13 protein-coding genes are annotated in these 15250 nt (G+C 74.8%); 3 read left to right on the plus strand and 10 right to left on the minus strand.

The annotated features are described in order from the left end of the window. Positions 1-49: 49 nt before the first annotated feature. From AB0Q96_RS07460 to AB0Q96_RS07485, 6 genes are all read right to left on the minus strand, one after another. Entirely contained in the window at positions 50-796 is a 747-nt protein-coding gene (locus AB0Q96_RS07460; RefSeq protein WP_365323289.1) for an ABC transporter permease, read from the minus strand. A gap of 14 nt (positions 797-810) precedes the next feature. Then, complete coding sequence (locus tag AB0Q96_RS07465) at positions 811-1773, minus strand: ATP-binding cassette domain-containing protein (protein ID WP_365322636.1); 963 nt, start codon at positions 1771-1773, stop codon at positions 811-813. A 127-nt stretch (positions 1774-1900) separates the two neighbouring features. Beyond that, positions 1901-2515 (minus strand): PadR family transcriptional regulator, encoded by a 615-nt coding sequence (locus AB0Q96_RS07470; RefSeq protein WP_365322638.1) that lies wholly within the window; start codon positions 2513-2515, stop codon positions 1901-1903. A gap of 54 nt (positions 2516-2569) precedes the next feature. Continuing rightward, positions 2570-3109 (minus strand): DinB family protein, encoded by a 540-nt coding sequence (locus AB0Q96_RS07475; protein WP_365322640.1) that lies wholly within the window; start codon positions 3107-3109, stop codon positions 2570-2572. A 104-nt stretch (positions 3110-3213) separates the two neighbouring features. Then, a complete protein-coding gene (locus AB0Q96_RS07480; protein ID WP_365322642.1) occupies positions 3214-4683 on the minus strand; it encodes an aldehyde dehydrogenase family protein in 1470 nt (489 codons plus the stop codon). Positions 4684-4787: 104 nt separating this feature from the next. Next, positions 4788-5660, minus strand: coding sequence for a helix-turn-helix transcriptional regulator (locus AB0Q96_RS07485; RefSeq protein WP_365322644.1), 873 nt, complete (start codon positions 5658-5660; stop codon positions 4788-4790). 349 nt (positions 5661-6009) lie between these two features. On the opposite strand from AB0Q96_RS07485, the gene AB0Q96_RS07490 reads away from it, so the two are divergent. Then, positions 6010-6513 carry an ATP-binding protein gene (locus AB0Q96_RS07490; RefSeq protein ID WP_365322646.1) on the plus strand — a complete coding sequence of 168 codons (504 nt, stop codon included), beginning with the start codon at positions 6010-6012 and terminating at the stop codon, positions 6511-6513. A 102-nt stretch (positions 6514-6615) separates the two neighbouring features. Here the strand turns inward: AB0Q96_RS07490 and AB0Q96_RS07495 are convergent, their stop codons facing one another. The 4 genes from AB0Q96_RS07495 to AB0Q96_RS07510 form a co-directional block, all read right to left on the minus strand. After that, on the minus strand, positions 6616-6828 hold the full coding sequence (locus tag AB0Q96_RS07495; RefSeq protein ID WP_329428368.1) for a DUF397 domain-containing protein: 213 nt from the start codon (positions 6826-6828) through the stop codon (positions 6616-6618). A gap of 213 nt (positions 6829-7041) precedes the next feature. Beyond that, positions 7042-9099 carry an FUSC family protein gene (locus AB0Q96_RS07500; RefSeq protein WP_365322648.1) on the minus strand — a complete coding sequence of 686 codons (2058 nt, stop codon included), beginning with the start codon at positions 9097-9099 and terminating at the stop codon, positions 7042-7044. A gap of 503 nt (positions 9100-9602) precedes the next feature. Next, a complete protein-coding gene (locus AB0Q96_RS07505) occupies positions 9603-10712 on the minus strand; it encodes an SGNH/GDSL hydrolase family protein (protein WP_365322650.1) in 1110 nt (369 codons plus the stop codon). Between the two features lie 124 nt (positions 10713-10836). Next, on the minus strand, positions 10837-12186 hold the full coding sequence (locus AB0Q96_RS07510) for a DUF2786 domain-containing protein (protein WP_365322652.1): 1350 nt from the start codon (positions 12184-12186) through the stop codon (positions 10837-10839). 158 nt (positions 12187-12344) lie between these two features. On the opposite strand from AB0Q96_RS07510, the gene AB0Q96_RS07515 reads away from it, so the two are divergent. Then, positions 12345-13124 carry an ABC transporter ATP-binding protein gene (locus AB0Q96_RS07515; protein ID WP_365322654.1) on the plus strand — a complete coding sequence of 260 codons (780 nt, stop codon included), beginning with the start codon at positions 12345-12347 and terminating at the stop codon, positions 13122-13124. After that, entirely contained in the window at positions 13118-15208 is a 2091-nt protein-coding gene (locus tag AB0Q96_RS07520) for an ABC transporter permease (protein ID WP_365322656.1), read from the plus strand. The genes AB0Q96_RS07515 and AB0Q96_RS07520 overlap by 7 nt, the downstream gene beginning before the upstream one ends. The last annotated feature ends 42 nt before the right edge of the window (positions 15209-15250 follow it).

Consider the following 15250-nt stretch of genomic DNA (forward strand, 5'->3'; position numbering starts at 1 on the left):
GTGGGGCGGGTCGGGAGCGCCGGTGCCCCCGACCCGCCCGGCCCCTCGGCTACCTGCCGAGCCGGCCGAACCTCCGTACCGCCAGCGGGAGGAAGACCGCGAGCAGGACCAGCGGCCAGGCCACCGCGAGGCCGGTCCAGCCCGGTTCGCCGCCGGGGCCGCCGAGCAGTTCCCGGACCGCCGTCGCCGTCGCCGACATCGGGTTCCACTCCACGACCGCGCCCAGCCAGTCCGGCATGGAGGCGGGCGCGGCGAAGGCGTTGGAGAGGAAGCCGAACGGCCAGACCAGGATCTGCACCGCCTGGACCAGCTCGGCGCGGCCCGCGACCAGGGCCAGGTGGATGCCGATCCACAGCATCGCGAACCGCAGCAGGAGCAGCAGCCCCATCGCCCCGAGGAACGCGCCGAAGGAGCCGTGCGTCCGCCAGCCGATCGCGTGGCCGACGCCGACCATCAGCAGCAGCCCGACGCACGACTGGAGCATGTCGGCGTTCGCCCGCCCCACGAGCACCGCGCCGTCGGCCATCGGCATCGAGCGGAAGCGGTCGATCACGCCCTTGTCGAGGTCGCGCGTCACCGCCGTCATGGTGCCTTCGAGGCCGAACACCATGGTCAGGGTGAGCATGCCGGGGACGAGGAAGTCGACGTAGTCGCCGTCGACGGCCCGCCCGCCGCCGACCAGGTAGCCGAACATCAGCAGCATCATGACCGGGAAGACCAGGCCGACGACGACCTGGACGGGCTGCCGGGCCCAGTGCGCCAGCTCCCGCCGGGTCATGGTCCAGCAGTCGCTCATCAGGTACGCGGTGCTCACGCGGCCACCTCCGCCGGGGCCTCGGCGCGCGGGCCGGTCAGGTGCAGGAAGACCTCGTCCAGCGTCGGCCGGCGCAGGGCGACGTCCTCCGCCTCGATCCCGGCCGCCTCCAGGGCCCGCACGGTCTCGGTGAGCGCGGCCATCCGGTCCCGTACGGGGGCGCTGATCCGCCGCCGGTCCCGGTCGACGTGCGCCTCCCCCGGGCCGAACGGCAGCACCCGCACCGCCTCGGCGAGCCGTGCCCCGTCCCGTACGACCACGTCGATCCTGTCCCGGCCCGCGCGGGACTTGAGCGCGTCGGGGGTGCCGTCGGCGACCACCCGGCCCCGGTCGACCACCGAGATCCGGTCGGCGAGCCGGTCCGCCTCCTCCAGGTACTGGGTCGTGAGCAGCACCGTGGTGCCGCCGCCGACCAGGGAGCGCACCGCGTCCCAGACCTCGGCCCGGCCGCGCGGGTCGAGGCCGGTGGTCGGCTCGTCCAGGAACAGCACCTCCGGCTCGGTGATCAGGGAGGCGGCCAGGTCGAGCCGCCGCCGCATGCCGCCGCTGTACGTCCGTACGGCCTTGGGGCCGGTGTCGGCCAGGCCGAAGCGCTCCAGGAGCGCGTCCGCCCGCGCTCCGGCGCGGCGCGCGCCCAGGTGGTGCAGGCGCGCGAACATCTCCAGGTTCTGCCGCCCGGACAGCTCCTCGTCGAGTGCCGCGTGCTGGCCGAGCAGCCCGATCCGGCGCCGCACCTCGCCGGCCTGTCGCCGTACGTCGAAGCCGGCCACCCGCACCTGGCCCTCGTCGTGGCGGAGCAGGGTGGCCAGGACCCGTACGGCCGTGGTCTTGCCGGCGCCGTTGGGGCCCAGCAGGCCGTGCACCGTGGCGCTCCGTACGGCCAGGTCGAGGCCGTCCAGGGCGGGTTTGTCGCCGTACCGCTTCCGTGCGCCCTCCATGAGGATCGCGTCGCCGTCCATCGACACCCCTTCCAGGTAGTCAAGTTTGACCAGTCGCTCGCGGCGGAGGTTATGCCCCTGCGAGCAGCTAGTCAAACTTGATTAGGAGGTTCTTCGGCCGGCGCCGAGGAACGCCCCGGCGCCCGCGTCACTCCGCGAACGGGTTCTCCTCGCCCTCCGCCAGCACGCCCACGAAGGGGTCGCCCTCCCCCGCGAACACGTACGCCCCGGCCTCGATCCGCTCGATCAGGCCGAGCGTCCACGCGCGGCCCGCGTCGGCGGAATGGACCCAGAGGTGCATGATCTCCCCGATGTGGCCGAGCTGCTCCGGCCCGCCCTCGGGGGTGTAGTACTCGGTGACCGAGGTCCGCCACGCGTCCAGGCCCCGCAGCCGCTCCCGCAGGAGCTCCACGGCCTCCGCGCGCGGCAGGTCCACGAGGAAGCCGACGCCCGCCGACAGGACGTCCATCTGCTGGTCGTAGGTGGAGACCGCCTCGCGCAGCAGGCGCAGGTACTCCTCGCGGCCGGCGTCCGTGATCTCGTACTCGACCCGCGGCGGACCGCCCGCGGTGCTGGGCGCGCTCTCGTCGGCGCGCAGCAGTCCCTGCTTCGCCATCTGCTTGAGGGCGTGATAGATCGACCCCGGCTTGGCGTGGGACCACTCGTGCGCGCCCCAGTACTCCAGGTCGTTGCGCACCTGGTAGCCGTGGGCGCGGCCGTGCTGCTTGACCGCGCCCAGGACGAGAAGACGGATCGCCGACATCCCACGGACCTCCCTGACTCACTGGTCAACTTTGACCAGGGTAGGGCGGGCGGCTCAGCCCTGGCGCTCCAGGGCGATCAGATCGAAGGAGCCCTTGCCGTCCAGGGTCTCCCGGATGATGTCGGCGTGGCCCGCGTGCCGGCCCATCTCCTGGACCAGGTGCAGCAGCATCCAGCGGATCGAGACCCGGCCGTTCTCGGGGAACCAGGGCGCGGGCGGCAGCGGGAAGGTGTCGTCCAGGCTGGGCACGCTCCGGACGAACTCCTCGGTCTCCTTGGCCACGCCCTGCCAGAAGGCCACGATCTGCGGGATCGTCTCGCCGTCGACGAGCCGGAAGCCCTCGGCCCAGGTGCCCTCGTCGCGCTGCCGCTCGTTCGGGCGCTGCTGGGCCAGCCGGAGCCAGTTGAGCTCGACCTCGGCGACGTGCTTGATCAGGCCGGACAGGCTGAGCTCGCTGACGCTCGGGCGGCTCGCCGCCTGCTCCTCCGTGAGGCCGAGGGAGGCCCGGATCAGCGCCTCGCGCTGCGACTGCACGAAGTTCAGGAACGCGCCCCGCTCGTCACCCTGCTGCTCGATGGGAACCAGAGCCACCATGATGTCCACCCTCCGTAGGTTGGTCGGCGTTCTCTCCGACACCGACCAACTTACGGTCCATCTAGGTCAGATGATGTCCTAGACGCGGGCGTCCTACGGATGGCCTAGAAGGGGAAGCGGCTGCGGCTGTACTGGATCGAGATCCACTTCTGCGTGGTGAAGGCCTCGATCATCGCCTCGCCGTTGAGCCGCCCGATGCCGGAGCGCTTCTCTCCGCCGAAGGGGACGATCGGCTCGTCGTGCACGGTGCCGTCGTTGATGTGGATCATGCCGGTGTGGATGCGCTTGGCGATCCGGACACCCCGCTCGATGTCACCCGTGTGGACGGCGCCGCTGAGCCCGTACGGGGTGTCGTTGGCGATGCGCACGGCCTCGTCCTCGCCGTCGAAGGGGACGATCAGGGCCACCGGGCCGAAGATCTCCTGCCCGAGGACCGGCGCGTCGGGGGCGATGCCGGTGAGGACGGAGGGCGACACCACGTTGCCCTCGACCGTGCCGCGCAGCAGCGCGGTCGCGCCGGCCTCGACCGTCTGGTCGACGAGTGCCGAGACGGCCTCCGCCTGCTGGGAGTTGATGAGCGGGCCGATGTGGGTGGCGGGGTCGGCCGGGTCGCCGACCCGCAGGGTCCTGACCTTCGCCACGAACTTCTCGCTGAACTCCGGCTCCAGCCGGCGGTCCACCAGGATGCGGTTGGCGGCCATGCACACCTGGCCCTGGTGCACGAAGCGGCTGAAGACGGCCGCGTCCACCGCGTAGTCGAGGTCGGCGTCGTCGAGGACGATCAGGGCGCTGTTGCCGCCGAGTTCGAGCACGGCGTGCTTGAAGTTCTGGGCGCAGACGGTGGCGACGTGCCGGCCGACGCCGTCGGAGCCGGTGAAGGAGATGACCTTGGGCACCGGGTGGGTCAGCAGGGCGTCGCCGATCTCGGCGATGTCGGTGACGACGACGTTGAGCAGGCCGGGCGGCAGGCCGGCGTCCTCCATGACCTTGGCGACGAGGGTGCCGCCGCAGACCGGGGTGTTCTGGTGGGGCTTGAGGACGACGCCGTTGCCCAGGGCGAGGGCCGGGGCCACCGACTTGATCGACAGCAGGAAGGGGAAGTTGAACGGCGAGATGACGCCGACGACCCCGACCGGCAGGCGGTAGACCCGGTTCTCCTTGCCGTCCACCGGCGAGGGCAGGATGCGCCCCTCGGGGCGCAGCGACAGCTGGATCGCCTCGCGCAGGAACTCCTTGGCCAGGTGCAGCTCGAAGGCGGCCTTGAGGCGGGTGCCACCGAGCTCGGCGACGATCGCCTCGGCGATCTCCTCCTCGCGGTCCTCCACGATCCGCAGCGCCCGCTCGAAGACCAGCCGGCGGCTGTACGGGTTGGTCTGCGCCCACTCCGCCTGGGCCCGCTCGGCGGCCCGGTAGGCCTGGTCGACCTCGGCCGCGGTCGCGATGGTGATCGCGGCCAGCTTCTCCCCGGTGTACGGGTTGAAGTCGATGATGTCCCAGGAGCCGCTGCCGGGCTTCCACTCGCCGTCGATGTACTGGAGGGCCAGTTCGGTGAAGCCGGAGAAGACAGACGACATGAACAAGACCCCTTTACCCGCTGCGGCGGACGTCGGCACGGACGGACGCGTCGGTGACGCACTGACCCACTGACGCACTGATGTCACGTCATCGTACTGACGTATCAGGAGAGTTGGAGGAGTCCCCGCAGAAGGTCGCGGCTTTCGGCCGGGTCGGGGCTGTCCCCGCGCAGCCGCTCCATCACCCGCGCGTACTGGGCGACCTCCTCGCGCTTGTCCAGGTAGAGGGCGCTGGTCAGCTGCTCCAGGTACACGACGTCCGAGAGGTCGGACTCGGGGAAGCTCAGCATGGTGAAGGCGCCGCTCTCGCCCGCGTGGCCGCCGAAGCTGAAGGGCATCACCTGGAGCGTGACGTTGGGGTGCTCCGAGATCTCGATGAGATGCCTCAACTGCCCCTGCATGACGGACCGGTCGCCGTACGGGCGGCGCAGCGCGGCCTCGTCGAGCACGGCGTGGAACTGCGGGGCGCGCTCGGAGACCAGGACCTTCTGGCGCTCCAGGCGCAGCGCGACGCGGCGGTCGATCTCGGCGCGCGGGGCGCCGGGCATGCCGCGGGTGACGACGGCGTGGGCGTATGCCTCGGTCTGCAGCAGGCCGTGGATGAACTGGACCTCGTAGATGCGGATGAGGGAGGCGGCGCCTTCGAGGCCGATGTAGGTCTGGAACCAGCCGGGCAGGACGTCGCCGAAGCTGTGCCACCAGCCGGCCACGTTCGCCTCGCGGGCCAGGCCGAGGAGCGAACCGCGCTCGGTCTCGTCGCCGACCCCGTAGAGGGTGAGCAGATCCTCGACGTCCCGGGCCTTGAAGCTCACCCTTCCCAACTCCATACGGCTGATCTTGGATTCGGAGGCGCGGATCGAGTACCCGGCCGCCTCCCGGGTGATGCCGCGCGATTCACGCAACCGCCTCAACTGGGAGCCCAACAGGATGCGGCGCACCACACTCCCGCTCGCCCCGCTCGATTCGCCTGCCGTCACGGCTCCAGCCTCCCCATCACGGTGCTCCCGCCCCTCAAGATCAATCTGGATCAATCCGATGCCGAGCCCCCGTCGAGCCCAGGATTCTGCCACTAAACGCTTCAGCGCGTACACATTCGATTACGGATAGGCGGTGGGTTCCGGGCACCGGGGTCACCCGTCCGGGGCGACTTATGCACAGATTCGGCACGCGGACGGACAGGTCCGGCGCGTGCACGTGCATCTGCCCTTGCATCCCCACCGCGCATTCGGAACCATGGAGCCCGCACAGCCGTGTACTCGCGCGTGCTGCCGCACCGTTGTCGCACCAGTTGTCGCACCACAGTCGCGATTCCCGGGAGTGCCTCGCATGGGACCGAATGGATCGACCATGCTCGAGCCGTTACGGCAGGGCCTCCCGCCGATCGATCCCGCGGCCGTCTCCAACTCCGCCTCCTGCGCCCTGCCGCCCCGCTACGAAGCGGTGCGCGGCGCACGGAAGTTCACCAGTCGGACACTCACCAACTGGGATCTCGCGGACCGGTTCGACGACGTGGCCCTCGTCGTCTCGGAGCTCGTCACCAACGCGCTGCGGCACGCGGTGCCGGCGGACTCGGCACCGGCGTACGAGGACGGCCTGAATCCACCCGTTCGCCTGCACCTCATGCGCTGGGCCTCACGTCTCGTGTGCGCCGTGCGCGACCCCAGTCAGGAGAGCCCGGAGGCGCGCGAGGGCGGCGAGGACTTCGCCGCCGAGTCGGGCCGGGGGCTGTTCCTGGTGGAGTCCTTCAGCGACAGCTGGGGCTGGCACCCGCTGGCGGGCACGCTGCACGGCAAGGTCGTGTGGGCGCTGTTCCGGCTGGGTCCGGAGTAGCGGTACGGAACAGCTGGGTCCGTAGTAGCGGTACGGAACGACGGAGGGCCCCGGTGGCAGCAGCCGCCGGGGCCCTCTCGTACGTCCGGGTCGGTGCGGGGCTCACACCAGGTGGTCGAACTCGCCGTCCTTGACGCCGGCCAGCAGGGCCTCTATCTCGGCGGGCGTGTAGACGAGCGCGGGGCCGTCGGGGAACCGCGAGTTGCGGACGGCGACCTCGCCGCCCGGCAGTTTGGCGAACTCCACACAGGATCCCTGGGAGTTGCTGTGCCGGCTCTTCTGCCACACGACACCACGAAGCTCCGTGGCCGCCATGCCGTTGTACGCGTGATGCGCGTGGTGCACTGGTAGCTCCCCGAGATGCTTGGTGCATGTGTCAACTTCTCCGGATCATAGCTTCGTTCATATAGCGGTGCATGAGCAGATGCACGTGCACGCGGGGTGGCGTATCGACTACGCGACTGTGTGTAGAAGGACTTGACGGCAGGTCAGACGGTTCCCGCGGCCGGGTGCCGGTTCGAGCGGGCGCTAGGTCCGGGTCGACTCCGTCAGCGCCAGCGACAGGTCGTCCAGCGCCTCCAGGAGCAGCGGGGCGCCCTTGCGCAGCAGGAAGTGGTCCGGCGCCCCCTCCCCCGCGGCCCACGCCCCGACCGTCTCCCGCAGCTCGTCCCAGCGCGGCACCTTGCGCTCCCGGACCGCCTTCGCACCCCGCTCCGTACAGCGCCGCAGCGCCTCCGCCAGGGCCGCGGCCTCGGGGACGGGCGGCGCGCCGCGTTCGGGCAGGTGGGCCTCCAGGAGCATGGCGACCCGGCCGAGCTGGGCCAGCGCGTCCGCGGCCTCGTCCGCCGCCGCGTGCGACAGGCCCCGGTGGCGCACCGGCTCGTGGGTCGCCCGGGCCAGTCCCTCCTGCCAGGCGATCCGCGCGGTGCGGGTGCCGAGCAGGGCCTCGCGCACATCGGGGCAGGAGGACCCGCCGGGGTCGGCGTAGCGGGCGACGACGGCCGCCGCGTACCGCCCGTCGGCCACCAGCCAGTCCGCGAGCCGGCCGCGCAGCCGCGGCGTCTCCCAGGCCGGGTAGACCGCGTACGAGAGCATCGCGAGGAGGCCGCCGAGGAGGGTCAGCAGGACCCGGTCGCGGATGGTCTGGGAGAGGCCCTCGCCGGCCATGCCGAGCAGGAAGACCACGTACGCGGCGAGGAAGACCTGACTCATCGCGTACCCCGTGCGCATCAGCAGGTACATCCCGAACGCGCACAGCACCGCGAGCGCCGCCGAGCCGTACACGCCCGGATGCGCGGCCTGCACGATCCCCGACGCGAGGGTGACCCCGACGAGGGTGCCGCCGAAGCGGGCGACGGACCGCGCGTACGTCTGCGTGAAGTCCGGGCGCATCACCATCACCGAGGCCATCGGCGCCCAGTAGCCGTGCCCGAGCGGCAGGGCCGTGCCGATCAGATAGCCGGCGCAGGCGACCGTCGTGACCCGCACCGCGTGCCGCAGGATCGGCGACTCGTGGCGCAGCTCGGCGCGCATCCTGGCGAGCGCCACCGGCACGAGCGCGACCAGGGTCGGGCGGGCCCGGGCCTCGGCGGCCGTCTCCGTGCGCGGCTCGGCGGTCTCCATCACGTCGCCGAGCAGCGCGGCCAGCCGGGTCGCGGCCCGGCGGGGCGCGCCCGTCAGGACCGCGCCGGTGTCCGGGGTGCGCAGCGCGGCGACGGCCGCGGGCGGCAGCTCGACCGGTTCGCCGTGCCGGATGGCGTGCGCGGCGGCGTCCAGCACCTCGCCCGCCGCGGCCAGCAGCTCGCGCACCCGGTCCCGCTGCGGGCCCTCGGCGGGCGCGCCGACGGCCGGGTCGGCGAGCGAGGCGAGCACCGGCCGGATCCGTTCGGCCAGACCGCGCGCCCCGTGCAGTTCCGAGGGGCGGCGGCGGGCCTGGCGCGGGGTGACGGCGGCGGCGCTGCGGGCCGTCATCAGCGGGACGGGGTCGAAGGAGGCGATCGGGTCGTGGCGCAGCCGCCGGGCGTAGTCGGCCTCCGCCGCGAGGGCGTCGGCGAGCGCGTCGCGCTGGGCGCCCCAGCGGCGCACCGGCAGGACGACGATCAGCGCGGCCTGCACGAGACCGCCGACGGCGATCATCGCGGCGTGCCCGGCGGCGGTGGCGACCGAGGTCGGCAGGGTGACCGTGATCAGCATGATCGCCACGTTGGAGCCGGCGATGATGCCGACGGTCGGCCCCACGGCCCAGGCCATGCCCGCGAGGAAGGTCCACACGGCGAGCAGGGCGAGGAAGGGCACCGTGTGGGAGGCGGTGAGGTAGCCGAGGAAGGTCGAGACGGCGAGGCTCGCGCCGGAGGCCAGCGCGAGGGTCGGGCGGGGGCGGTACGAGCGCTGGAAGGTCGCGATCGCCGCCTGGAACGCGCCGAACGCGGACGAGGCCGCCACCGTGGGCCCGAAGAACGCGAGCGACACCCCGACGACGAGCGCCAGCCCCAGCGCCCCGCGCGCGGCCACGGCGGGCTCCAGCCGCCGCCGCTCGACGGAGAGCCCCGAGCGCGCGGTCTCCTTCAGCGCCCGGAGCCAGCTCATGAGGCGAGCCTAGCCGCGATGTGGGGCGAAACGGGCATTCAGGGTCGCTGTCGGGGTGCGACGCGGGCAGCGCGGCCCGGACGGCCCGCCGGGCACCGGCCCGGAGGACCCGCGGGAGCGGCCCGGACGGCCCGGCGGGGGCGGCCGGAGGGCCCGGGGCGGGGGCGGGGGCAGCCGGGGAAGTCCGGGCCCGGGCCACCGCGTCGGGGCGAGGCGGGCCCGGTGCGGTCGGGGCGGGTCGGGTCGGGTCGGGTCGGGTCGGGTCGGGTCGGGTCAGGCTCGGTCGGGTCCGGCCCGGTGCGGTCCGGTCGGGCGGGTCGGGTCAGGCCCGGTCGGGTCCGGCCCGGTGCGGTCCGGTCCGGCGGGTCGGGTCAGGCCCGGTCGGGTCCGGTCCGGTGCGGTCCGGTCGGGCGGGGCGGGTCAGGCCCGGTCGGGTCCGGTCCGGTGCGGTCCGGTCGGGCGGGGCGGGTCAGGCCCGGTCGGGTCCGGTCGGGCGGGGCGGGTCAGGCCCGGTGCGGGCGGGTCAGTACGGAGCGGAGGGTGGCCTCGACTCGGGCGGCGAGGGCGGCGTGGCCGGCCGCGTTGGGGTGCACGATCGTGGCGCGGCTGCCGCCGTCGCAGGTCAGGGTGAGCGGGCCGACGGCGACCGCGTCCGGCCAGTACGCGGCGGCTTCGCCGCAGACGCCCTCCACCCACTTCACGGCACGGGGCCGGCAGACGTCATGGCCGGCGCTGCCGGTGGCGGTGTCGACGTAGGTGCCGCCGGCCCGCTCCGTGACGGCCCGGACGATCCCGTTCAGGTGGCGGTGCACGTCGTGCAGCCAGGCGATGTCCCCGTGGGTGGCCGAGATCCGGCCGAGGCCCTCGATGTCCGCCGCCAGCTCGCTGGTGTCCTGGCGGTCGCAGCCCGCGGCGTCCGACGGGAAGATCGCGGGGTATCCGACCGTGACGATCTCGGCCCCGGGCGCCTTCTGGCGGACCGCCCGCAGCATGGCGGCGTACTCCCGGGCGACCCGGTCGTACTTGTCCTGGATCGGCTCGGGGTCGAGGGGCGGGCCGCCCGCCTCGTAGGCGTCCCGGCACGGGGTGGCGCCGTCGGGCCGGCCCGTGCCGGCGAGCAGGCAGGAGGTGAAGATCCCGCCGAAGGACAGGCTGTTGCCGCCGACGCCGATCGTGACCACGTCGGTGCGCGCGTCCAGCCCGGCCCGGACCACCTGCTCGGCGACGGCGGGCCAGCCGCCCTCGGGGGCCCGCACCGGGCTGATGGGGGTCTGCCGCGCCGCGGCGATCTGGCCGATGGTGGCGCCGGCGCAGCTGACGTCGGTCAGCCGCACCGCGCGGCCCCGGGGAGGGTCGGCCGCCAGCGCGGCCGCGACGAGGTTCGGGTAGGCGCCCGTCGTGCGGTCGCAGCCGTCCCGGTCAGCGCTGCCGAGCGCCGGGCTCGGGTCGCCGACGAACACGCCGGACGTGTACGAGTCGCCGAGCGCCGCCCACGTCACCGGCTCCGGCGCCGGCACCGCCGCCGCACCTCCCGGCGCGGCGGCGGCGAAGGTCAGCGCGGCGAGCACGGCGAGCGCGATCCCGCGGGCGGAGGAAGGGTCGAGACGGAACACGCGGCTCTCCTGAGGGCAGGACACGAACCAGGAGGTTCGCTTACGCGTCGCACTCAAACAGGCACGCTCCGGCAGCGTCCAGGACGCCGGGCGCCCGTTCACTCCACCGTGGACGCGCCTGGCCTCAGCGGATCTCGCCCCGCGGCGCCCGGCCGGAGGCCCCCAGGCCCGCCCGGTCCGCCGCCGTCGTGCCGTGGTTCCAGCCGTCCTCGTCCCAGGCGGCCCGGACCCTGCTGGTGCGGGTCTCCGGGAAGAGCTCGTCCGTGCGGGCGGTGACGGCGACCTCGCGGGTGGCGAGAGCGGGCAGGAGGGTCGGGGCCTCGGCGGCGACCCGGCGGGAGGTGGCGGAGAGCCGGGCGCCGAGCCGGTTCGCGTAGGCGAGGAGGAAGGACTGGCGGAACGACTTGGTGCGCTTGCGTCCGCCGGCCCGCTGCTCGGCCTCCGCCCGGGTCATCGCGGCCGTGCCCTGCACCAGCAGCGAGGTGTAGAGCAGCTCCACCGGGTCCAGGTCGGCCTCGAAGCCGACGACCGTCGAGAAGCCGAGCCCCTCGTTCCACACCGCCCGGCAGTGGTTGGCCGTCGCCACCGCGTCCAGCAGGATCGCCTTCGCCTGCTCGTACGGCGCGTCGACGCCGATCCGGAGCGCGCCCGGCGTCTCCGGCGAGGGCGCGCCCGCCGCGAGGGTCGCCTCGTCGAGGCTGTGGCGGGCCATCAGCTCCTGGGCCTTGGCGGTCAGCGCCTCGGCCTCCTCCGCGTACGTCGTCGCCTCGGCCTTCGCGAGCAGCGCGCGGATCCGGCTCAGCGTCTTGGGCTCGCCCGCGACGGGCGGCGGCAGGGCCTCGCCCGGCACGGGGCCGACCGCGTCGAGGCGGGGCAGCCGGACGAACAGCCGGTACAGCTCCAGGACGCCCGTCGCGTACGAGAAGCGGTCGGCGGTCCAGCCGGCCGGTTCGAGTGCGTCGAGCTGGGCCTGCCAGCGGTGCGGGAGACGCTCGTAGCGGGCCGTCTCCGCGCGGACGAGGCCGGACAGCAGCCGGAGGTGCTCCTCGGCGAGGTCGCGGCGGACCAGCCGGGCGAGGTCGGCCGGCTGCCAGCCGCGCGCCCAGAGGGAGCGGACGAACTCCTCGCCGCGCCGGGCGAGTTCGGCGTCGGCTCCGGGGGCGGCGGCGAGCAGGGAGGCGGCGGTGTCCAGCGCCCTGTCGTCGTTCCCGTACAGCGCCTTGAGCGCCTCCTCGACGACACGGACGGCCTCGCCCGTACCGTCGGTGGAGCCGGTGCCGGTGCGGGTGTCGGAGCCGGTCCGGGAGCCGGAGCCGGTGCGCGAGCCCGTACCGGAGCCGGAGCCGGTGCGGCTGTCCGCGCCGCCCCGCCGGCCGGAGCCCGTACCGGAGCCCGTACGGGAGCCCGTACCGCTGCCGCCGCCGCTGCCGGTGTCCGCGCCGCCGCGCCTGCCGCTGCCGGTGCCTCTGCTCATGCCGGGTGCCTCCTCGACCGCACTGCGCCTCGCTCCTCCACACCCTGGGTGTCCACCCGCCATCGTCCCAGGTCGCCGCCGGGGGTAGGGCCGGCACTACCCCCGTGACGCCCGCCTGCGGGCGTGATCCGGGACGGCGCGGACGGTTCGCTTGGGCCATGACCTCCTACGCCGTCCGGCTCCGCGGCCTGCGCCGCCATCACCGAGACGTCCGCGCCCTCGACGGCGTCGACCTCGACTTCCCCACCGGCGGCTTCACCGCCGTGATGGGCCCCTCCGGCTCCGGGAAGTCCACGCTGCTCCAGTGCGCGGCCGGCCTGGACCGGCCCACCGCCGGAACGGTCGAGGTCGGCGGGGTCGCCCTGGACGGTCTCAGCGAGCGGCGGCGCACGCTGCTGCGGCGGGACCGGATCGGCTTCGTCTTCCAGTCGTTCAACCTGCTGCCCTCGCTGACCGCCGCCCAGAACGTGGCCCTGCCGCTACTGCTCGCGGGGCGCCGCCCGTCCAGGGCCCGGGTGCGCGAGGCCCTCGACCGGGTGGGCCTCGCGGGGCGCGAGCGGCACCGGCCGGGCGAGCTGTCCGGGGGGCAGCAGCAGCGGGTCGCGCTGGCCCGGGCGCTGATCACCTCCCCCGCCGTCCTGTTCGGCGACGAACCGACCGGCGCGCTCGACTCCACGACCGGCCGCGCGGTCCTGGACATGCTGCGCGGGCTCGTCGACCACGACGGGCAGACCCTCGTCATGGTCACCCACGACCCGGCGGCGGCGGCCCGCGCGGACCGGGTGGTCTTCCTGGTCGACGGCCGCGTCCGCGGCGAACTGCACGCGCCCACGGCGGAGTCGGTCGCCGCGCGGATGGCGGGGCTGGAGACGGCGACGGCGACAGGAACAGAGCCGGCTACGGCTACCGCTACGGCGACGGGAGGCCGCTCGTGCTGACCGTCGTCCTCGCCGGGCTGCGGGCCCGCTGGGCCTCCTTCCTCGGCGGGTTCCTCGCGCTCGGGCTCGGGGTAGGGCTGCTCGTCGTCATGGGGCTGGGGCTGGCCGCCACCGCGCACGCCCCCGAGCGGGCCCCGCAGCGATTCGCGTCCTCGCCCGTGGTCGTGCAGGGTCAGGACCGGCTCTCCGCCGAGGTGCGGCGCGGGCCCGGGACCGCCGTCGCCGACCTCCCGCTCGACCGTCCACAGCCTGTGGACACCGAACTCCTGCGCGAGCTGCGCGCCCGCTGGACCGTCACCGCCGCCGGCGGACCGGACGCCGTCGGCGTCGACGCCCCCGCCGCCGAGGTGCGGGCCCTGGCCGGCGGGCGGGCCCGGGTGCTCACGGGGGACGGACGGCGGCTCGCCGACCCCGACGCGGGCCGCGACGCGCAGGCCCTCGTCACCCTCGACGCCCTGCTCGGCACGGCGGGCGGTGTCACCGCCTTCGTCTCCGTCTTCGTCGTCGCCTCCACCTTCGCCTTCGCGGTCGCGCTGCGCGGGCGCGAGTACGGGCTGCTGCGCACCGCCGGGGCCACCGCCGGGCAGGTGCGGCGGACGCTGCTCGCCGAGGCGGCCTGCGTCGGCGTCCTCGCCTCGGCGGCCGGCTGCCTGCTCGGGGCGGCGGGCGCGCCCCGGCTCGGCCGGGTCCTGGTGGACGGCGGGGTCGCCCCGGACTGGTTCACGATCGGCGGCGGCGCTGTGACCTGGCCGTTCCCGGTCGCGTTCGGGACGGGGGTGACGGTCGCCCTCGCGGGGGCGTTCGCCGCCTCCCGCCGGGCCGGGCGGATCGGCCCGGCCGCCGCGCTCCGCGAGGCGGACGTCGACGCGGGCGTCCTCCCCCTCGGCCGGGCCCTGCTCGGCGCGGCCCTGCTGCTCGGCGGCCTGGGCCTGCTGGTGTGGACGTGCGCGACGGAGCCGTCCGAGCTCCTGAAGCGCAAGACGTACGTCACCCAGCCGATGCTCCTCGTCACCGGCGCCGCCCTGCTCGCCCCGCTGCTCGTCCGCCCCGCCGCCCGGGCCGTGCGGCTGCCGGGGGCGGTCGGGACGCTCGTTCGGGAGAACGGCGCGGCGGCCGTCCGCCGGACCGCCGCGGTCGCGGCCCCGGTCCTGGTGACGGTCGCCCTCACCGGCACCCTGCTCGGCTCGGCGGCGACCGTGGCCGGGGCGAAGGCGGCGGAGGCGCGGGGGCAGACGGGCGCCGCGTACGTCACCACGGGCGCCGGACTGCCCCGGTCCGGGGCCGGGTCCGCCACCGGTGCGACCTCCGTGTTCGTACGGGAGGGGGAGGAGGCCGTGGTCAAGTACGGGGCGCGGGCCGTGGCCGACCCGGCCGCCTGGGCCTCGTACGCCCGGCTGCCGGTCGTCGCGGGCGACCCGCGCGACCTGGACGACCGGTCGATCGTCGTCACCGAGGAGTTCGAGCGGCACCGGGTCGGCGAGCCGGTGGACGTGTGGACGGCGGACGGCCGGGGGCCGGTACGGCTGCGGGTCGCGGCCGTCCTCGCGCGCGGGACCGGCGACAACGGGCCGTACGTGACCTGGGCGAACGCCCCGGGCGCGACCGTGGACCGGATCGACGCCGCCCGGCCCGCGCGCGTGCCGGGCGGGACCGTCCGCACCGCGGACGCCTGGGCCGCGGCGGCCTTCCCCACCGCGGCCGCGAGCACCCCGCAGACCCGGCTCGGCCTGTTCCTGGTGCTCGGCATCGCCGTCCTCTACACGGTGATCGCCCTCGCCAACACTCTGCTCATGGCGACCTCCGTGCGCGGCCGGGAACTGGCCTCGCTGCGGCTCGCCGGGGCCACCCGGGCGCAGGTCCTGCGGGTGGTCGCGGGCGAGGCGCTGCTGGCCGTCGGCATCGGCGCGGTGCTGGGCCTGGCCGTCGCCGCGGTCTGCCTGGCCGGCCTGGGGGCCGGGCTCGCGGCGCTCTCCGCACCGGTCGCGCTCGCGGTCCCGTGGATACCGACGGCGGCCGTGACGGGGGTGTGCGCGGTGGCGGCGACGGGTGCCTCGGCGCTCCCCGCGTGGCGGCTCGCGCGCTGACGGGAGAGGCTGGGGAGTCGGGACGGGACAGGGACCGGGGTC

This window comes from Streptomyces sp. NPDC093111 (genome assembly GCF_040683955.1).
In the GTDB taxonomy this organism is placed as follows: Bacteria; Actinomycetota; Actinomycetes; order Streptomycetales; family Streptomycetaceae; genus Streptomyces.